Genomic DNA, 18,134 nt, shown 5'->3' with positions numbered 1-18,134 from the left:
TCTTTCTCAAAACGGGTTTCAGGGACTGGCCTCGGCGATGGACGAGGTCAGGTCATCGAGGGGCGCGGCCAGGTCTCGCCGCCACAGCCGCCCATCGGCGGACCAAGGCGCGAAGCCCAGCTTCGCATACAGGTCGGCCACCACGGCGTTTCGCGCGCTGGCCAGGTATTCGCCCACCAGGGCCGACGCGCCCTGCTCGCGGGCCCACAGGACCAGCGCGCGCAGGATGAAGGCCTCGGCCCCGCGCGAGAAGACGCGGCAGCTCAGCAGCCAGCTGTCGATGCGCAGCGCCTGCGCTTCGCGCACCGCGAGCAGCGAGCCGACGAGGCCGTGATCGCCAAAGCGGTCCTTCAGGTGGAAGGCCAGCACCAGCCGGTCGGGCTGCTGCATCTGCGCCGCGAGCTGCGCCTGGGTGTAGCGCCGCGTGGTGAGATTGAACTGGTTGGTCTTGAGTTCCATCTGCGCCAGCCGGGGCAGGTCCTGCGCGCGCGCGGGCCCGGCGCGGCCCTGCATCGCCAGGCCCGCGAGGTAGCTGCCGATGTCGGCCGACGAGGTCTGCACCGCGCGCGCCTGGCGCAGCGCGGCGTAGGCGGCGCTGCGCCCCTGGTCCACCTCGGTGTAGGCCTGCTGGTCGAACCAGTGCCCGGCCTCCAGGCGCTCGATGAACTGCGCCGGATCGGCGCCGATGTCCACCACCGCCACCTCGGGCAGCAGCTGCTGCACCAGCGCGCGCTCGGCCGGGTTGTCGTCGACGAACACGGCGGCGTCCAGCCCGAGGTTGAGTTCCTGCGCGATGCGCCGCAGGCCGGTGGCTTTGTCGCCCCAGCTGCAGACGAAGGCAGCGAAGTCCTCGCGGCGCAGGGCGCTGTCGGCGTGCTCGAAGCCGGTGGCGGCGATCTCGGGGGCGTTCTTGCTGCAGACCGCGAGCACCACGCCGCGCCGCGACAGGCCCGCCAGGTGCCGCTGCCAGGCGGCGAAGGCCTCGCCCTTGCCGCCATGGGTCGGCCCCAGGGCGATGCCGCCGAGGCCGTCGTCGCCGATGGTGCCGCCCCACAGGGTGTCGTCCAGGTCCAGCACCAGCAGCTTGCGAGTGCGGCCCGTGGTGGCCCGCCAGGCGCCACGGAACCAGGGCAGGTAGTCCGGCAGGAAGCGCGGATCGAAGCCGAGCTTGCCGGCGTGGAAGAAGCGCGGCGCCGACCACGCGGCCAGGCCCACGCCGGCCGCGAGCCGGTCGGCTTCCAGCCAGGTCACGCGGCCCGCGCCGGCGTCTATCAGCGCCTCGTTGAGGGCCTGCACGCGGCGCGTGTCCGACGCGGGAGAACGGCGGTCGGCCACCCCGCGCCACAACGGCGCGGGCGGCACGAACAGGTGCTGCACGATGCGGCAGCCGCGCGCTTCCAGCGCGGCCCAGATCGCTTCGAAGCCTTGCACCTGCCGCGCGGTGTCGGCCGCGACCGCGTCGGCATCGGCGTCCAGCGGCAGGGGTTCGAGGGCCTGGCGCCAGTCGGGCACCAGCACCACCACCTCGGGCTCGAAAGCGTGCAGGGCCGAACCCCCATCGAGGCATGCCTGGCGCATCGCGCCATAGGGGGCGGCCTGCACCAGCGCCAGTTCGCCCTCCTGGGCGATGGCACAGGCGATGGCCTGGCGCAGCAGGTCGGGCGTGAGGTCGGCGGCCAGCGCGACACGCCGCACGGCACCGCCCGAAGCGGCGGCCTCGGCCGCGAGCTTGGCGATGTCCGTCGCGCAGGCCATCAGCTCGGGCAGCGGCGGCCGGGCCACGGCCAGGCGCTCGCGAATGCCCGCCCAGCTAGACATGGCGGGCGATGACCTTGCGCACCGCGCTCACGCTGGTCAGCCGCTCGATGTCGCTGTTGTCGAGCGTGATGTCGTAGGTGATCTCGATCATGCTGGCGAGCATGACGGTCTTGAGGCTGTCCCAGGACTCGACCGTCTCGGCGCCGTCGTCGTCGTGGAGGGCATCGGCAGGGATCTGCAGCACCGAGGCGATCAGGGCGCGGACTTCAGGCATGGGCGGTTTTCTCGAAAGGCGTTGAAAGGCAGCGCGCCAGTATAGGGAGGCGTGGGGCTCTCACGAGGGCATTTCCAGCGCCACCGCCAGGGCCTCGCCGCCGCCCATGCAGAGCGTGGCGATGCCTCGCCGCGCGCCCCGCCGCTCCATCGCGTGCAGCAGCGTGACGAGCATGCGCGCGCCGGTGGCGCCCACGGGGTGGCCGAGCGCGCAGGCGCCGCCGTGCACGTTCACGCGCGCCAGCGGCACGCCCAGCGCCCGGCACACCGCCAGCAGGCCGACGGTGAAGCCCTCACCGATCTCCCACAGCTCGACCGTGTCGATCGGCCAGCCGGTTTTGTCCAGCAGCTTGCGCACCGCGCCCACGGGCGCGGTGCTGAACTGTGCCGGTGCCTGTGCGTGCGAGGCGTGCCCGCGCACCAGCGCGCGCACCGGCCAGCCGCGCTCGCGCGCCCGCGATTGCACGGTCATCACCAGGGCCGCGGCGCCGTCCGACAGGGGCGAGGCCGTGGCGGCCGTGGCCGTGCCGCCCGGGCCGCTCAAGGGTTTGAGTTCGGCGAACTTCGCCGGCAGGACGTTTTGCACCGGTTCATCGCGCTCGACCACACGGCCGTCAGCCAGCGTCACCGGCACGGTCTCGCGCTCGAACGCGCCGCTGTCTTGCGCCGCCCGCGCGCGCTCGAGCGAGCTCAGCGCCTGGGCCTCCTGCAGGGCGCGCGTCAGGCACAGTTCCGCGGCGGTGGCATCGACGAAATGGCTCAGGCCGATCGGTGTCGCGCCGGTGCAGGCGTCCTGCATCACGTCGAACATCAGGTGGTCGAGCAGGCCGGCGAGGTGCGCGCCGCGCTCGCGCCCGAGCAGCATCGGCGCGCGGCTCATGTTCTCCATGCCGCCGACCAGTGCGGTCGACACCGTGCCCGCCCGCAGCAGGTCGTGCACCAGCATCACCGCCTGCAGGCTGGAGCCGCAGACCTTGGAGATGGCCGTGCATGGCACCTCGGGCGCCAGCCCCGCGCGCAGCGCGGCCTGGCGCACCGGCACCTGGCCCAGGCCGGCCACCACCACGTGGCCGAAGAACACCTCGTCGATGTCCGCCGCCGCCCCACCGCCCTGCGTGAGCACGGCCTGCATCGCGCTCACGCCGAGGGCGGTCGCGGGCACGTCCTTGAACACGCCCTGGAAAGCGCCGATCGGCGTGCGCGCCGCGGCTGTGATCACCACCGAGTCAAGGTTCATGCGACGGTCCTCACCAACTGGTGTCGTATTCGATGTAGCGCTGGATGTACTCATAGTAGGTCCATTGCTGCGTGTGCCAGCGGTAGGCGAAGTCGGTGTGCCAGAAGCGCAGCTCCAAGGCCTCGGCGACCAGGGGATGGATGGGGTTTTGATGGACCCCCATGCCGCCGTCGTGCGATGCGGCGGCCAGGCAGGCCTCGGCCCGCGCGGCGCTGCCGCCGAGCACCGGCCGCGCGCGCTCGGCCACGCGGCGCGTCAGCTCGGCCATGGCGGGCGCGGACATGTGACCGCTGGTCCAGAACAGGTGCTCGTCGCGGAAACGGTCCAGCACGTAGTCGGTCAGCCGCACGTCGCTGTGGGCGTCGTAGTGGCGCATGCGGTCGATGTCGCGCTGCAGGCGCACCCGCAGGTCGGGCATCTTGCGCTCGGACAGGTCCATGTACGCCGCCACCGCCATCGGCCCGGTGAGCCCCGACTGTGCGATCCGCAAGCCCAGCATGTCGCCCAGCGGGTAACGCTTCCACAGCGTGTAGGCCGGGTCGTGATGCACACGCGGCTCCGGGCATTCGAAGGGCCAGGCGCTGAGCAGGGCGAAGCTGGGGTAGCGGATCACCGGGCAGTGGGCCGGCAGGCGCGAGGTCAGCGCGGTCAGGGCCGGGTTGTCCTGCTGGTCCTCGAACTGGCGCAGCAGCAGCACCACGTCCTTCAGGTCCTCGTCGGGAATGGCCGGCGCGAGCGCATCGCCCGGCAGCGCGTGGTTGAGCGCGACCACGAAACGGTAGTCGCCGTTCAGGTCGTCGAGCGACGCGAGCATCTGAGCCAGGTACGGGGCCTGACAGTTGCCGTAGACCAGCACCGTGCGCGCTCGCGCGCTGTGGCTCCCGAAGACCATGGCGTGGGGCGAACGTTGCGCGGCATCAGGGGCGTTGTCGTCGGCGGGCACTATTAATAAGAAAGCAGCAAGTCGAGGCAAATTGTGATGAGCAAGCGTGTCAATCGCGCATCAAAGCGGCCAATTCAACACGTTACAAGACATCACAGTGTGTATTATCAAACGCGCTTTCACCGCCCATCCCCATCCCAGGAGCCTGACCCCATGCGTGTGCCGGACACCCGACCACTGCGTTCTTCTGCCGTGGCGCTTGCCACCTGGAGCCTTTTCTGCACCGCCGCCTGGGCTCAGGCACCCAGCAACCCACCGCTGGAACGGCAGGTCGACGAGGCCTTCCGCCAATCGATGCGCTCGCCCGGCGATGCCGCGGCCACCACCCGCTACGCCCAGTTGCTGGCGCAGTCAGGCAACTACGAAGGCGCGATCGCCGCGATCGAGCGCCAGCTGCTGGACCCGAACGCACCGGCCTCGGTGCGACTCGATCTGGGCGTGCTGTATTACCGGCTCGGCTCCTACGACATGGCCGCCGGCCTGCTGCGCCGCGCCATCGAAGACCCGCGCCTGGACCCCACTCAGCGCAGCCAGGCCGAGGCCTTGCTCAAGGACATCGGCAAGCGCACCCAGGTCTCGCGCCTGGACGGGCAGGTGGTGTTGGGCCTGCGGGCCCAGAGCAACCCCACCGTGCGCAGCGACAGCGCCAACCTGCTGGCGGGCGGCGCGCTGGTGAACAACCCCAACCGCCCCGAGAGCGACACCGACATCCAGGCCACCCTGCGGCTGGACCACCAATACGACCTGGGCCTGCAGAACGAAGCGGCCATCGTCAGCTCGCTGACGGCGCAGATGGTCAAGTTCAGCTCGTCGTCGGGCAGCACGCTCCAGGCCAACCAGACCGACCCGTACAACCTGGGGCTGATCGAAGTCACCTCGGGCGTGCGCTTCAAGCCCTCGCCCGCCGGCGCGCCGTCATTGACGATCCGGCCCTACCTGGTCGCCGCCGGGCTGGTCGCGCAGGGCCACCGCTACCTGAGCAACCACGGCGCGGGCCTGGACGCCGCCTACAGCCTCAACGACCGCACCTTCATCGACGGCGGCTTCGAGTACCGCTACAACGACTACGCCACCCGCATCGACGTGCCCGCCGCGGACGAGCTCAGCGGCCCCAGCAACCTGCTGCGCGTGCGCCTGACGCGCGAACTCGCGCCCGGCCACGTGCTCAGCGGCGAGCTGCGCACCCGCTGGCAACGCACGAAGCGGAGCTATCTCGACCACGATGCCCAGGAAGTCCGCGTGACCTACGTGCGCAGCTACGCCAGCCCGCTCAAGAGCGGCGGCTTGTGGAGCACCTCGGTCTGGGGCGGGGTGCAGCGCCGCAGCTACGACGCGGCCGATCCGGCGGTCGATGCGAACACCGCGCGCCGCGACACCGAATGGCGCATCGGCGTCGGCCAGACCGTTCCGCTGTCGGACGCCTGGTCGCTGCTGGTGCAGCTGGAGCACATGAAGACCAACGCCAACCTGCCCAACAACGAGAGCAAGAACACCTCGCTGTACCTGGCGGCCGGCTACCGCTTCTGATGCCGATGCACGGCCCCGCACACACCCCTTCGACCGCATTCCCGAGGACCCCGAAATGACCCCGCCGATTTCCAAGGACTGGTGGCTTGCCGCCGCACTGTCGACCGCCACCGTGCCCGCGACCCTGGCCCAGAGCCCCACGGCCGCGGGTGGCGACGGCCGCACCGGCGTGGTGACGGCTGTCGCCCCCGGCGGCAAGGTCACCGGCAACAACGAGCTGATGGTGGTGGGCAGCAGCGTCGTGCCGGGCCAGCGCCTGCGCACCGATGCCGGCGGCTCGATGCATGTGCTGTTCATGGACCAGTCGGCCCTGACCCTGGGCCCGGATGCGGAACTCACCATCGACGAATTCACCTTCGACCCGGGCACCAAACAAGGCCGGATCCGCCTGGGCCTGGTCAAGGGCCTGGTGCGCGTGGTGGGCGGCCAGATCAGCAAGAACACCGCGACCACGATCGCGACGGCGCACGGCAAGATCGAGATCCTGGGCGGCATCACCATCGCCGAAACCGATGGCGCCAGAACGTCGGGCATCTTCCTGTTCGGCCAGGGAATGACCCTGACCGACAACAAGGGCAACACCCAGACCGTGACCCGGGCCGGCTTCGGCAGCGCGCTCACCATCAACGACCCGCCGACATCCCCGCAACGCCTCCCCGTTGCCGAACTCAACAACATGTTGCAGCGGCTGGAGAGCCGCCCTCCTGCGGGCAATACGGCCTCGAACCCGGCGCCGGCCCCTCCAGGCCAGCTGATCAGCACCGGCAACACGCCGGGCGGCGCGAACGGCCCTGGCTCGACCCTCGCCAACGACCGCCTGAAAAGCGTGGTCGACAGCGTCACCGGCGCCAATCCATCCAACATGCTGCGAAATCTGTTGGGCACCGGTCAGGTTCAAAACCAGTCCTGACCGAGGAACGGCCGCGCCCCTTCCACAGACCGGCGGCTCGCCTTGGCGCAGCCGCCGTTCTTTTTGCATTGATCCGCCACCATGCGCGTCCTGTTCGTCTCCACCTACCCGCACCTGCCCGACATCGTCGGCGGCCTGCAGACCACCACCCACGACCTGTGCCTGGCGATCCGCGCCATGGGGGCCGAGGCCGCCGTGCTCTGTGGCCAGGCGACGGCCGCCGCCGGTGACACGGAGGCGTCCCTCACACAGGACGGGCACCTGGGCTACCCGGTGCTGCGTTCGCCCCGGCCGGTGCAGGCCCTGCCCGCCGCCGCGGCCCGCTTCGACGCCGACGTGATCGTCGTGCAGAGCGGCACCACCCTGGCGCCCCTGGTGCTGGCCAGCCTGGACACCGGGCGGCCCACCGCCGTGTACCTGCACAACGTCGAGACCAGCCAGCTCGGCGGCCACCTCGTGGCCGACCCTTCGCTGCTCTACCTGGCCAACTCGGACTTCACGGCGCAGCGCTGGCACGCCCTCTACGGCCTCGATTGCGCGGTGATCCCACCGGTGGTCTCGCCGCAGGACTACCTTGCAGCGCGCACCGGCGACAAGGTGCTGTTCGTCAACCCCACGCCCATCAAGGGCGTGGAGCGGATGTTCGAGCTGGCGATGGCCTGCCCCGAACTGCCCTTCCTCGTGATGGAGAGCTGGCACCTCGACCCGCACTGGCGCGCGCACTGCCAGGCCCGCGCGGCCCAGCTGGGCAACATTCAATGGCGCGGCCCGAGCGCGGCCATGCACGAGGTGTTCGGCCAGGCGCGCGTGCTGTTGATGCCCTCGGTGTGGGAAGAGTCGTTCGGCCGCACCGTGGTCGAGGCCCAGCTCAACGGCCTGCCGGTGCTGGCCAGCCGCCGCGGCGCCCTGCCGCAACTGGTGGGTGGCGGCGGCATGGTGCTGGAACCGCACGCACCGCTGGAAGACTGGGCCGCCGCGCTGCGCCGCCTGTACGACCCCTTCGCCACCGCCGAGCGCGACGCCGCGCGGCGCCTGGGCGCGGCGCATGTCGCCGGCACCACCACCACCGTGGCCCGGCTGCTGGGCCTGCTGCAAGTGCACGCCGCGCAGACGGCCGGGCGCGAGCCCGTGCCGGCCCAGGACACCGTGCCACCGACCCCGGCCGGCGCAGCCGCCTGGCGCGAGGTTCCGCCGCGCCAGCCGCGCCGCGAAGACTGCCTGTTCTATCACTCGTACAACCTGGCCGATGGCGAGGAAGTCAGCGGTGACTGGGACCTGCGCCCGGCCACCGCCCAGTACCTGGGCGAGGTGGACTTCGCGGGCCGCTCGGTGATCGAGATCGGGCCGGCCAGCGGCTTCCTGTCCTTCCACATGGAGGCCGCCGGGGCCGAGGTCACCTGCCTGGAGCCGCCCATGTCGCACCTGTGGGACGTGGTGCCGTTCGAGGGCTTCGACACCCCGAAGTGGCGCAAGACCTTCACCCGCAACATCGAAGGCGTGCGCAATTCGTTCTGGTACGTGCACCAGCAGCGCCATTCGCGCGTGCGCATGGTCGAGGGCGACCCCTACGCCCTGCCCGAGGACTGCGGCCCGTTCGACATCGGTCTGCTCGCCGCCGTGCTGCTGCACTGCCGCCGCCCCTTCGACATGCTGCAGAGCGTGGCCCGGCGCACGCGCCGCACCCTGATCGTGACGGACCTGTACGACGCCACGCTCGGCCCGCGGGCGCTGGCCGAACTGCAACCGCACCGAGGTGTGGATCAGGTGGACACCTGGTGGCAGTTCACGCCGCAGTTCATCGTCTCCGCGCTGGGCCTGCTGGGCTTCACCGAGGTGCGGGTCAGCGTGCACCACCAGCGGCAGCCCTCGATGGACCGCATGGTGCCGCTGTTCACCGTGGTCGGCGAACGGCCCGAGGTGTGACCCCTTGAGCACGGACCCCCACGCCGGCACCGACGACCTGCTCGGCGAGGCCTGGCAGGCCTTCCGTGCCGGCCACCTCGACACGGCCTTGCACCTGGCGCTGCAGGCCCACGCCGACGAGCCGACGCCGCAGGCCGCCGCCGCGCTCGGCCACTTCCTGACGCACGCCGGCCATCTGGTGGCGGCCGAAGACGTGCTGCTCGCCGCGTGCGAGCGCACGCCCGATCACGCCCCCCTGCACGCCTGCCTGGGCCTGCTGCGCCAGCGGCAGGGCGAACCGGCGCAGGCCGCCGCGTCCCTGCGCATGGCCTGCCTGCTCGACGAATCGCTGCACGAGACCGCCTTCGCCCTGGCCTGGCTGCTGCACGACCTGGACGAACTGCCCGAGGCGCGCGCCTGGGCCGAACGCGCGCTGCAGGGCGCGCGCCTGCCGGGCCGGCTGCTGCAGGTGGGTTGGCTGCACCAGAAGGCGGGCGAATTCGAAGACGCGCTGGCCCTGTACGAAGAAGCCGTCGCGGCCTACCCCTGGAACGCGGCCGAACAGGTGCGCCTGCACCTGCACCGCGCGCAATGCCTGGTGGCGCTGGGACAGGCCGCGCGCGCCGCCGACTGCCTGGCCGACGGGCTCGCGCGCCACCCCGACGAGCCCGAACTCCTGACCGCCCTGGTGGACTGGGAGTGCGAGCACGGCCACCTGGACCGCGCCGTCGACGTGGCGCGCCGCCAGGTCGACGCCTTTCCCGATCAGGCCGCCGCCTGGCACCTGCTCGGCGCCCTGCAGCAGCGCGCGGGCGACCTGAAGGCGGCCGACCGCAGCTTCAACGAAGTCCAGCAGCGCGACATGAGCCGCTGGGACGCGCTGCTGCGGCGTGCGCAGATCCAGGTCGCGTGGCAGCACCCAGTGGACGCCGAATGGCTGTTGATGCAAGTCCTGGCCAGCCGGCCGGACTGCCTGCCCGCGCAGTCGCTGATGGCCCGCGTGCAGCTCGATCTCGGGCGCGTCGAGGCCGCGCGGCGCCAGTTGCTGCAGGGCTTGCGCGCCCACCCGCGCCACGCCGGCGCCTGGCTGGTGCTGGCGCAGGTGCACGCGCGGCGGCACCGCTGGGTGCTGGCGCGGCGCGCGCTCGCGCGGGCCGCGCGCGCCGGCGGCGACGAGGCCGAGGTGCTGCGCCTGCTGGGCTGGATCGCCAAGGACCAGGGCGACCTGGCCACCGCCAGCGGCGCCGTGCGCGAGTTGCTGCGGCACCGGCCCGACGAGCTCCTGGCCCGGGTGCAGGCGGCGTTCGTGTTCGCCGCCGCCGGCGACCTGGCCCCCGCCGCCCTGCAAGCGCAGGCCGCCGTGGCCCAGGACCCGGCCAGCGTGCAGGCCTGGCGCGCGCTGGCCCAGGTGCGCTACCGGCAACAGCGGCTGGACGAAGCCCAGAGCGCCATCGAGACCGCCCTGCTGCTGCAACCCGAGCGCGTCGACAGCCTGCGCCAGCTCGGCTGGATCCTGCTCGACGCGCAACGCTTCGGCGCGGCCCGCCTGGCCTTTCTGCACGCCAGCGAACGCGCCGCCGACCCCGCCGTGCCGCTGCGCGAGCTGGCCGAAGCCTGCTTGCGGGGCGGCGCGTTCGCGCAGGGTCTGCAGGCGATCGACCGGCTGCAGACCCTGCACCCTGACGATGCAGAGGCGCGGCTGCTGCGGGCGCGTCTGCTGGGCGAAGACCCGACATCGACCGCCGACGACCTGGCGCGCGCGGTGGCCCTGTGCCGCGAGCTGATCGTCGAGCGCGAGCGCGGTGCCGAGGCCGTTCGCGCCCTGCTGCGCCTGCACAGCCTGGGCGCCGGCGGTGCGCCCGCCGCGCTGGCCCTGGTGCCGCACGCCGACCGCCGCGCCGCCTACCGGGCAGCGATCGCCGAAGGCACGGCCCGCCACGGCCACGACGCCCTGCTGCGGCTGGCGCAGGCCGCCGCGCACGACTTCCCGCAAGACCCCTGGCTCGCCAGCGCCGCGCTCTACACCCAGTCGCTCTGTGCCGATGCCACGCGCGACCGCCTGGCCGAGGCCGCGCGGCACGTGTTCCGCGATCTCAAGCTGCGCTCGGGCCTGCACACCTGGCAACGCCCCGACCTGCCGCGCCGACCGGGCGCGCGCCCCCGCATCGCCTACATCGCCGGCCAGCTGCATGAGCGCCTGCTGCGCCGCGTGCTCGCCGGCCACGATCCCCTGGCCGCCGAGGTCTTCCTCTTCGCGCACCGGCCCATGGCCGGCCTGCCCGCCCACATCCACCAGGAACCGCTGGACCCGCCCGAGCTGGCGCGCGCCTGCGCCGCCAACCGCGTCGACGTCGTCATCGACGCCGGCGGCCTGCACCCGTTCGAGGGCCAGTTCGAGGTGCTGCAAGCCCTGGCACGGCGGCTGGCGCCGCTGCAGGTCGGCTGGCTGGGCTGCTGGGGCCCGGCCGGCGGCCTGTTCGACGCCCTGCTCTGCGACGCCGCGACCGTGCCCGCCGCCCACGAGGCGGCGCACGAAGAAGCGCTGTGGCGGCTGGACGGCGGCCAATGGTGCTGGGACCCGCCCACGCACGCCCCGCCGCCGCTGCCGCCGCCCGTGCAGCGCACCGGCGCCGTGACCTTCGGCGTGGTCGCGCGCGGCCTGCGGCTCAACGGCGCCAGCCTGCGGACCTGGGCGCACTGCCTGGTGGCCCGACCCGGCTCGCGCCTGCGCTTCGTCGGCCAGGTCGCCGCCGATTGGCCGCAGCGCGCGCGCATCCTCACCACCCTGCACGCCCACGGCGTGGCCGCCGAGCGCGTGAGCTTCGACCCGCCGCGCTCCTACGAAGACCTGCTGCTGTGGTTCCAGCAGATCGACCTGGTGCTCGACAGCTTTCCCGGCAACGGTGGCCTCAGCCTGCTGGACCCGCTCTGGATGGGCGTGCCCGTCGTCACGCTCAGCGGCGACCGCGCCGGCGCGCGCCAGGGCCATGCCATCCTGGACGCCCTCGGCCTGCAGGCCTGGGTGGCCGACACGCCCGAGCACTTCGTTCACATCGCCGCGGCGCTGGCCGGGGACGCGGCGGCCCTGGCGCAGCACCGCGCCACGCTGCGCGCGCGCCTGCTCGACGCGCCGCTGACCGACGGCCGGCGCGTGGCCCGCCAGATCGAAGCCCTGTGCGCGCAGGCCGTGGCCGGCGCCGACCCGGGCCTGTTCGCCGCCGACCCCAAGACCCGCTTGCGCGCCCAGGCCCGCCACGCGCTGCAGGTCTGGCTCGACAAGCCCGGCAGCCGCATCGCCCTGCCCGAACCCGCCCCGGACAGCGTGCCCGACCTTTCCGTCGTCGTGGTGCTCTACAACCAGGCCGGGCTGACGCGGCGCACGCTGCAGGCCCTGGCCGACCAGCGCGGCCTGTCCTTCGAGACCATCGTCATCGACAACGCCTCCAGCGACGAAACGGCCCAGCTGCTCGCGCGCGTGTCGGGCGCGCGGACCGTGATCAACGCCGACAACACCGGTTTCCTGCTGGCCGCCAACCAGGGCGCGGCCCTGGCGCGCGGGCGCCACCTGGTGTTCCTCAACAACGACGCCATCGTGCAGCAGGGCGCCTTGCGGGCCGCGCGCGACCGGCTCGACGCCGACCCCGCCGTCGGCGCGCTGGGCGGGCGCATCGTGCTCAGCGCGGGCGGGCTGCAGGAGGTGGGCAACCTCATCTTCCGCGACGGCAACGCGCACGGCATCGGGCGCGACGAAGACGCCTTCTGCCCCGCAGCCATGACCAGCCGCGCCACCGACTACGTCTCCGGCGTGTTCCTGGCCGTGCCGGCGCCGCTGTGGCGCATGCTCGGCGGCTTCGACGAAGCCTTCGTCCCGGCCTACTACGAGGACGCCGACTTCTGCCTGCGCGTGTGGCGCGCCGGCTTTCGCGTGGTGGTCGAGCCCGGCGTGCTGGTGGAACACGTGGAATGGGGCAGCGCCCCCGGCGACGAAGCCGGCCACCGCATGCGCGAGAACCGCGCGCGCTTCCAGGCGCGCTACGCCGACTGGCTGCAGGACCGCCCCTACCCCATGGCGCCCCGGCTCGACGGCGACCGCTGGCGCTCGCCCGAAGACCAGCCGCGCCGCCCGCGCGTGCTCATCATCGACAACGAGGTGCCGCACATGGTCAAGGGCGGCGGGCTGCCGCGCGCGCGCCTCATGCTGCAGGCCCTGCGCGACTGGCCGGTGAGCTTCTTCCCGCTGTGGCAGACCGACGACGACTGGCGCGAGGTGCACGCCTCGGTGCCGTCCAGCGTCGAGGTGGTGCTGCACCACGGCCTGGCGCGGCTCGAGGACTTCCTCGAGCGCCGGCGCGGCGTGTACGACGTGCTGCTGGTCAGCCGCCCGCCCAACCTGCGGGCCCTGCAGCCCTTGCGCGCGCGCCGGCCGGAACTCTTCGCCGGCATGCGCCTGGTTTACGACGCCGAAGCGCTGTTCGCGCTGCGCGAGATCGCCGAGGCCGGCGTGCGCGGCAAGCCGATGTCGCGTGCGGCGGCGCAGGCGCATCTGGCGCGCGAGATCGCCCTGGCGCGCGGCGCCAGCGACGTGCTGGTGGTGTCGCGGCGCGACGCCGAGTGTTTTCGCGCGGCCGGCCACCGCGTCACGCTGTTGAGCCACGGCATGGCCGTGCGCCGCGACGCGCCCGGGCCGGCCGGGCGCAGCGGCCTGTTGTTCGTGGGCGCGCTGCACCCCGACACACCCAACGAAGACGGGCTGGTGTGGTTCATCGAACAGGTCATGCCGCTGCTGCGCGCGCAGTTGCCCCGGCCACCGGTGCTCTCCGTCGTGGGCATCAACCGTTCGGCCCGGATCATGGCGCTGGCCCGTGACGATGTGCAGGTGCTGGGCCCGCGCGAGGCGCTGGAGCCGCTGTACGACGGCGCGCGGGTCTTCATCGCGCCGGTGCGCTTCGCCGGCGGTGTGCCGGCGAAGGTGATCGAGGCCGCCGCGCAGGGCATCCCGGTCGCCGCCTCGGCGCTGCTGGTGCGCCAGCTCGGCTGGCGCGAAGGCCTCGACATCCAGGCCGGCCGCGACGCGCGCAGCTTCGCCGACGGCATCGCGCGCCTGCTGCGCGACGACGGCCTGTGGACACGGCAACAGCAGGCCGCGTGGCAGCAGTGCGCCGAACGTTACGCCCCGCAGCGCTTCGGGCAGCTGTTGCGGCAGGTGCTGGAAGGCGCCGCGTGAGCGCCCCCGTGCATCCGCTGGAGACCTCGGCCCTGCGCCGCTGGCGCCGCCTGAGCGCCGAGGGCGCGACCGATGCGGCCGAAGCCGTGCTGTGGGACGCCCTCGCGCTGGAGCCCAACCTGCCTGGCGTGCACGTGACCCTGGCCCGCCTGCGCTGGCCCGGGCCGGACTACCGCCACTGGCTCGCCTGGTTCCACCAACAGCTGAAGCCGCGGATCTACCTCGAGCTGGGCGTGGAGCATGGCCACACGCTGGCCCTGGCGGGGCCGGACACGCGGGTGATCGGCGTCGACCCCGCGCCCAAGGGCGATCCCCTGAGCCGCTGCGCGGGGCCGGCGCGGCTCTACCGCCGCACCAGCGCCGACTTCTTCGCCGCCGTGCCAGCGGACAGCGGCCTCGCCGACACCGGCTTCGACCTCGCCTTCATCGACGGCGATCACCGCTTCGACACCGTGCTCGACGACGTCATCGGTGCCGAGCGCCTGGCCGCGCCGGGCGCGGTGCTGCTGCTGCACGACACCGTGCCGCTGACCGCCGAGACCGCCGGCCGCGAACACCTCACCGGTTTCCACACGGGCGACGGCTGGAAGATCGTGCCCTGCCTGCGCGCCCTGCGGCCCGATCTGCGCATCGTCACGCTGCCCACCGCGCCCTCGGGACTCACCGTGGTGACCGGGCTCGACCCGTCGAACACCCGCTTGAGCGAACGGCGGGCCGCGATCCGCGAGAGTTATGCCCGGCTGCCGCCCGACGCCGCGCTGCATGCGCCCTCGCGCGTGCTGGCCCTGGGTCTCAACGATCCGGAGGCGGTGCGGCGCTGGCTGCGGCAGGCCGCGGACGCGCGATGACGCAGGCGAAGTCGTGCCCGATCTGCCCCGCGCGGATCAGCTCGTCCTCGGCCTCCATCAAGGCATTCAGATAAGGCGCCTCGGCCGCCGGCGCGAAGTTCTGCGCGATGCTCCCCAGCACCAGGTGCAGCATCGAGCCGCCGTAGGGGCGCACGGCCTGCACCTCGAAATGGCCCGGCAGCAGCGGCAGCAGCTCGGACGAGCGCACCGCTTCGCTGGCGTCCACCGCGATCACCTCCTGCACGCTCGGGCGGCGCGCGTTGCCCTTGAGCCGGCCGTCGGTCGTCATGCGCAGGCGCGGCGGCAACAGGTCCAGCAAGGTGTTGAGGTGGCGCTCTTGCGCCTGCGGCCATTGGAAGCGGTCCGGGCCCACGTACTCGTCGAGAAAGAACCAGCCGCCGGGCACCAGCAGCGCGGCCACGTCCGCGTACAGGCGCTCGAGGTCGCTGCCGTGGTGCACGCCGGCCACGCCCAGCACGGCGTCGAAGGTCCCGGGCAGGAAAGGCGCCTGCCCCAGGGGCAGGCGGTTCATGTCGGCATGGTGGTACTCGATGGCCAGCCCCTCGGCCTGGGCCTGCGCGCGCGCGCGCGCCAGCACCTGGGACGAGAGATCGATCGCCACCGCCGAGGCGGCCCAGCCCCGGGACACCGCCTCGCGCTCCACATACCCCGCGCCGCAGGCCAGCACCAGGATCCGCCGCAGCGGCAGGGGCCGCTCGGCGGCCACCTGGCGGAAGAACCACTCCAGCGGGTGGATGCCCGCGTCGCCCGAGACCATCTCGGCGATGCGGGCCTTCACCGCCGGCAGGTGGGTCCAGTGCAGGCCGTGTTCGGTCCAGGTGGCCGGGTCGCCCCAGACGGCGTCGAGCTGGGCGGCAGCGCCGGGGTCGGCGGGGTTGGAAGGGGTCGCAGGGGACATCGCTGGGGCGTGAAAAGAGGATGCGGACCCGCCTAGTGTGCTCGATAGAATTTGTCCGCCCGACCGCCACCGCACCCGAGACCGCCCCCACCATGTTTCCGCCCGGCCACTACTACTCGCCCTTGCCCGATCTGGACGAGGTTCGGCGCCACGAGGCCCGGTTGTTCGGCGCGCCGCCCGCCACCCTGCCCGGCATCGACCTGCGCGAGCCCGAACAGCTGGCGCTGCTGCACGGCTTCGCGGCGCTCTACCCCGACATCCCCTTCGGCGACGAGCCCCGGCCCGGGCTGCGCTACCACTACCTGAACCCGGCCTACAGCTACTCCGACGCGATCATGCTGCATTGCATGCTGCGCACCCTGCGGCCCGCGCGCCTGGTGGAGGTGGGGTCGGGCCACTCGTCGTGCGTCACGCTGGACACCCGGCAGTACTTCCTGGACCCGTCGATGCACACCACCTTCATCGACCCCTACCCGCAGCTGCTGCAGTCGCTGCTGCGGCCCGAAGACCTGGCCACCACGACCGTGCTCGCCCAGGCGCTGCAGGAGGTGGACCTGGCGGTGTTCACCCAGCTGCGCGAGAACGACGTGCTGTTCATCGACTCCACGCACGTCGGCAAGATCGGCAGCGACGTCAACCGCCTGCTGTTCGAGATCCTTCCGGCGCTGGCCCCGGGCGTGGTGATCCACCTGCACGACGTCTTCTACCCCTTCGAGTACCCGAAGGAATGGATCTACGAAGGCCGGGTCTGGAACGAGGCCTACATGGTCCGGGCCTTCCTTCAGTACAACAGCGCCTTCGAGGTGCTGCTGATGAACACCTACATGGCCCACTTCCACCGCGATTTCTTCGCCGCGCACATGCCGGCCTGCCTGCGCAACACCGGCGGCAGCCTGTGGCTGCGCAAGACCGCCTGAGCCGCCGCGCCAGGGCTCAGCCCAGGCCCTGGGGGTGGCCGGTCAGGCGGCGCAGGCGCGCGCCCTCTTCCGTGTGGTCCTGCGGGCACAGGATGCCCTGCACGCCGTGGCGGCGACCGTTCATGTAGCGCCCCACCCGATCGAGCATGCGCGCGGGGTGGCGCTCAACGCAGGCCTCGTCCTTCACGAACACCGCCACGAAGTCGCTCCACACGTCGAGCTGCTGGTAGGCGGTGAACGACTCCAGCAGGGCCGGGCGGTGGCCCGAGCGAACGCCCCAGCGCACGAGCGCGCCGCCGGCGTCGGGGTAGAAGCGCCAGCAGTCCACCGGGTAGCGGTGGAAGTCGCCGTTGGAGGGCGCGTTGAGGTAGAACAGGCCCTCGGGCTTGAGCACCCGCAGCACCTCGTTGAAGCTCAGCCAGAACAGCTCGATGTGCTCGAAGCAGGAGCTGCTGACCACGGCGTCGATGCTCCCGTCGGCGAACGGCAGGTGGTACGGGTCGTCGAGCACCACGTCCACCCCGCGCCCGGGCGCGAAGTCCACGCCGATGTAGCGGCTGGCCGCCGGTGCCAGCGAGCGCAGCGAACCGTTCACGTCCTGCGCCCCGATGTCGAGCACGGTGGGTGCGGCCTGCGGATCGAGGTAGGTGTCGAAGAACAGGCGACCGTGGTCGAAGGCGCTGGGGTGCATCTGGGCCGATCGGCGCGCCGGCTCAGCCGGCCGCGTTGAGCTGCTGCTCGAGCTGGTGCAGCACCTGGTAGCAGGCGAACACCCGGCCCACGCTCGAATTGGGCTCGCGGCCTTCCTTGATCGCGGCGAAGAACTCGCGGTCCTGCAGCTCGATGCCGTTCATGCTCACGGCCACTTTGGACACGTCGATCTGCTCTTCCTTGCCGTTGAACAGGTCGTCGTAGCGCGCGAGGTAGGTCGCGGTGTCGCCGATGTAGCGGAAGTAGGTGCCCAGCGGGCCGTCGTTGTTGAACGAGAGCGACAGCGTGCAGATCGCGCCGTTGGCGGCCTTGAGCTGGATGCTCATGTCCATGGCGATGCCCAGCGTCGGGTGGATCGGGCCCTGCACGGCGTTGGCCTGCACGATGGGGCTGTTGGCCTGGTAGGCGAACAGGTCCACCGTGTGCGCGGCGTGGTGCCACAGCAGGTGGTCGGTCCAGCTGCGCGCCTGGCCCAGCGCGTTGGTGTTGGTGCGGCGGAAGAAATAGGTCTGCACATCCATCTGCTGGATGTTGAACTTGCCGGCCTGGATCTGGTTGTGCACGTACTGGTGGCTGGGGTTGAAGCGGCGCGTGTGGCCGCACATGGCGACCAGGCCGGTCTTCTTCTGCAGCTCCACCACGGCCTGCGCGCCCGCGAGGCTGTCGGCCAGCGGAATCTCCACCTGCACGTGCTTGCCGGCGTTCAGGCAGGCCAGGGTCTGCTCGGCGTGCATCTGCGTGGGCGTGCACAGGATGACGGCGTCCAGCTCCTTGAGCGCGAGCGATTCGGACAGCTCGGTGGTGACGTGGCCGATGCCGTACTTGGCGGCCACTTCCTTCGTCTTGTCCAGCTCGCGGCCGACCAGCGAGATGACCTCGACGCCGTCGATGTTCTTGATGCCGTCCAGGTGCTTGACGCCGAAGGCGCCAGCGCCCGCGAGGGCGACTTTGATGGTTTTGCTCAT

The 18,134-nt window shown here is 72.1% G+C and carries 13 protein-coding genes; 6 read left to right on the top strand and 7 right to left on the bottom strand.

The genetic code is table 11. The features are described 5' to 3' along the window. Window positions 1–18: 18 nt before the first annotated feature. From AC3WPZ_RS01365 to AC3WPZ_RS01350, 4 genes are read right to left on the bottom strand one after another with little or no spacing between them, the layout of a single operon-like run. The gene (locus AC3WPZ_RS01365) at window positions 19–1,818 is read right to left on the bottom strand and encodes an HAD-IIIC family phosphatase (protein ID WP_492437839.1); all 1,800 of its coding nucleotides are present in this window, start codon (window positions 1,816–1,818) and stop codon (window positions 19–21) included. Continuing rightward, a complete protein-coding gene (locus tag AC3WPZ_RS01360; RefSeq protein WP_444584409.1) occupies window positions 1,811–2,032 on the bottom strand; it encodes an acyl carrier protein in 222 nt (73 codons plus the stop codon). The genes AC3WPZ_RS01365 and AC3WPZ_RS01360 overlap by 8 nt, the downstream gene beginning before the upstream one ends. Window positions 2,033–2,092: 60 nt before the next feature. Then, entirely contained in the window at window positions 2,093–3,268 is a 1,176-nt protein-coding gene (locus AC3WPZ_RS01355; protein WP_492437837.1) for a thiolase family protein, read from the bottom strand. 10 nt (window positions 3,269–3,278) lie between these two features. After that, complete coding sequence (locus AC3WPZ_RS01350) at window positions 3,279–4,211, bottom strand: WcbI family polysaccharide biosynthesis putative acetyltransferase (protein WP_492437835.1); 933 nt, start codon at window positions 4,209–4,211, stop codon at window positions 3,279–3,281. A gap of 153 nt (window positions 4,212–4,364) precedes the next feature. Between AC3WPZ_RS01350 and AC3WPZ_RS01345 the strand changes: the two genes are divergently transcribed. The 5 genes from AC3WPZ_RS01345 to AC3WPZ_RS01325 all read left to right on the top strand — a co-directional run bounded on the left by AC3WPZ_RS01345 (window position 4,365) and on the right by AC3WPZ_RS01325 (window position 14,622). Next, a complete protein-coding gene (locus AC3WPZ_RS01345) occupies window positions 4,365–5,738 on the top strand; it encodes a surface lipoprotein assembly modifier (protein WP_492437833.1) in 1,374 nt (457 codons plus the stop codon). A gap of 55 nt (window positions 5,739–5,793) precedes the next feature. Beyond that, window positions 5,794–6,648, top strand: a complete 855-nt coding sequence (locus AC3WPZ_RS01340) for a FecR family protein (RefSeq protein WP_492437831.1) — start codon at window positions 5,794–5,796, stop codon at window positions 6,646–6,648. Between the two features lie 81 nt (window positions 6,649–6,729). After that, window positions 6,730–8,571 carry a glycosyltransferase gene (locus AC3WPZ_RS01335; protein WP_382320611.1) on the top strand — a complete coding sequence of 614 codons (1,842 nt, stop codon included), beginning with the start codon at window positions 6,730–6,732 and terminating at the stop codon, window positions 8,569–8,571. 4 nt (window positions 8,572–8,575) lie between these two features. Next, on the top strand, window positions 8,576–13,774 hold the full coding sequence (locus AC3WPZ_RS01330) for a glycosyltransferase (protein ID WP_492437828.1): 5,199 nt from the start codon (window positions 8,576–8,578) through the stop codon (window positions 13,772–13,774). After that, the gene (locus AC3WPZ_RS01325) at window positions 13,771–14,622 is read left to right on the top strand and encodes a class I SAM-dependent methyltransferase (RefSeq protein WP_444686899.1); all 852 of its coding nucleotides are present in this window, start codon (window positions 13,771–13,773) and stop codon (window positions 14,620–14,622) included. The genes AC3WPZ_RS01330 and AC3WPZ_RS01325 overlap by 4 nt, the downstream gene beginning before the upstream one ends. On the opposite strand, the gene AC3WPZ_RS01320 is transcribed toward AC3WPZ_RS01325, so the two are convergent. Beyond that, the gene (locus AC3WPZ_RS01320; RefSeq protein ID WP_492433705.1) at window positions 14,567–15,541 is read right to left on the bottom strand and encodes a class I SAM-dependent methyltransferase; all 975 of its coding nucleotides are present in this window, start codon (window positions 15,539–15,541) and stop codon (window positions 14,567–14,569) included. The two genes, AC3WPZ_RS01325 and AC3WPZ_RS01320, sit on opposite strands and share 56 nt — an antisense overlap. A 92-nt stretch (window positions 15,542–15,633) precedes the next feature. Between AC3WPZ_RS01320 and AC3WPZ_RS01315 the strand changes: the two genes are divergently transcribed. After that, window positions 15,634–16,458: a class I SAM-dependent methyltransferase gene (locus tag AC3WPZ_RS01315; protein ID WP_444686901.1), complete on the top strand. Its 825-nt coding sequence runs from the start codon at window positions 15,634–15,636 to the stop codon at window positions 16,456–16,458. 16 nt (window positions 16,459–16,474) lie between these two features. Here AC3WPZ_RS01315 and AC3WPZ_RS01310 read toward each other — a convergent pair whose 3' ends face one another. Further along, window positions 16,475–17,149, bottom strand: coding sequence for a class I SAM-dependent methyltransferase (locus AC3WPZ_RS01310; RefSeq protein ID WP_382320620.1), 675 nt, complete (start codon window positions 17,147–17,149; stop codon window positions 16,475–16,477). Between the two features lie 22 nt (window positions 17,150–17,171). Further along, window positions 17,172–18,134, bottom strand: coding sequence for a Gfo/Idh/MocA family oxidoreductase (locus tag AC3WPZ_RS01305; protein ID WP_382156733.1), 963 nt, complete (start codon window positions 18,132–18,134; stop codon window positions 17,172–17,174).

The organism is Hydrogenophaga sp. FW305-3-2-15-A-LB1 (genome assembly GCF_058787875.1).
This window is presented reverse-complemented; position numbering and strand designations above follow the sequence as displayed.

Excerpts from the sequence above, each read along its gene's own strand:
- AC3WPZ_RS01365 (WP_492437839.1), bottom strand. The coding sequence starts at position 1,818 with ATGTCTAGCTGGGCGGGCATTCGCGAGCGCCTGGCCGTGGCCCGGCCG.
- AC3WPZ_RS01360 (WP_444584409.1), bottom strand. The coding sequence starts at position 2,032 with ATGCCTGAAGTCCGCGCCCTGATCGCCTCGGTGCTGCAGATCCCTGCC.
- AC3WPZ_RS01355 (WP_492437837.1), bottom strand. The coding sequence starts at position 3,268 with ATGAACCTTGACTCGGTGGTGATCACAGCCGCGGCGCGCACGCCGATC.
- AC3WPZ_RS01345 (WP_492437833.1), top strand. The coding sequence starts at position 4,365 with ATGCGTGTGCCGGACACCCGACCACTGCGTTCTTCTGCCGTGGCGCTT.
- AC3WPZ_RS01340 (WP_492437831.1), top strand. The coding sequence starts at position 5,794 with ATGACCCCGCCGATTTCCAAGGACTGGTGGCTTGCCGCCGCACTGTCG.
- AC3WPZ_RS01335 (WP_382320611.1), top strand. The coding sequence starts at position 6,730 with ATGCGCGTCCTGTTCGTCTCCACCTACCCGCACCTGCCCGACATCGTC.
- AC3WPZ_RS01320 (WP_492433705.1), bottom strand. The coding sequence starts at position 15,541 with ATGTCCCCTGCGACCCCTTCCAACCCCGCCGACCCCGGCGCTGCCGCC.
- AC3WPZ_RS01315 (WP_444686901.1), top strand. The coding sequence starts at position 15,634 with ATGTTTCCGCCCGGCCACTACTACTCGCCCTTGCCCGATCTGGACGAG.
- AC3WPZ_RS01310 (WP_382320620.1), bottom strand. The coding sequence starts at position 17,149 with ATGCACCCCAGCGCCTTCGACCACGGTCGCCTGTTCTTCGACACCTAC.
- AC3WPZ_RS01305 (WP_382156733.1), bottom strand. The coding sequence starts at position 18,134 with ATGAGCAAAACCATCAAAGTCGCCCTCGCGGGCGCTGGCGCCTTCGGC.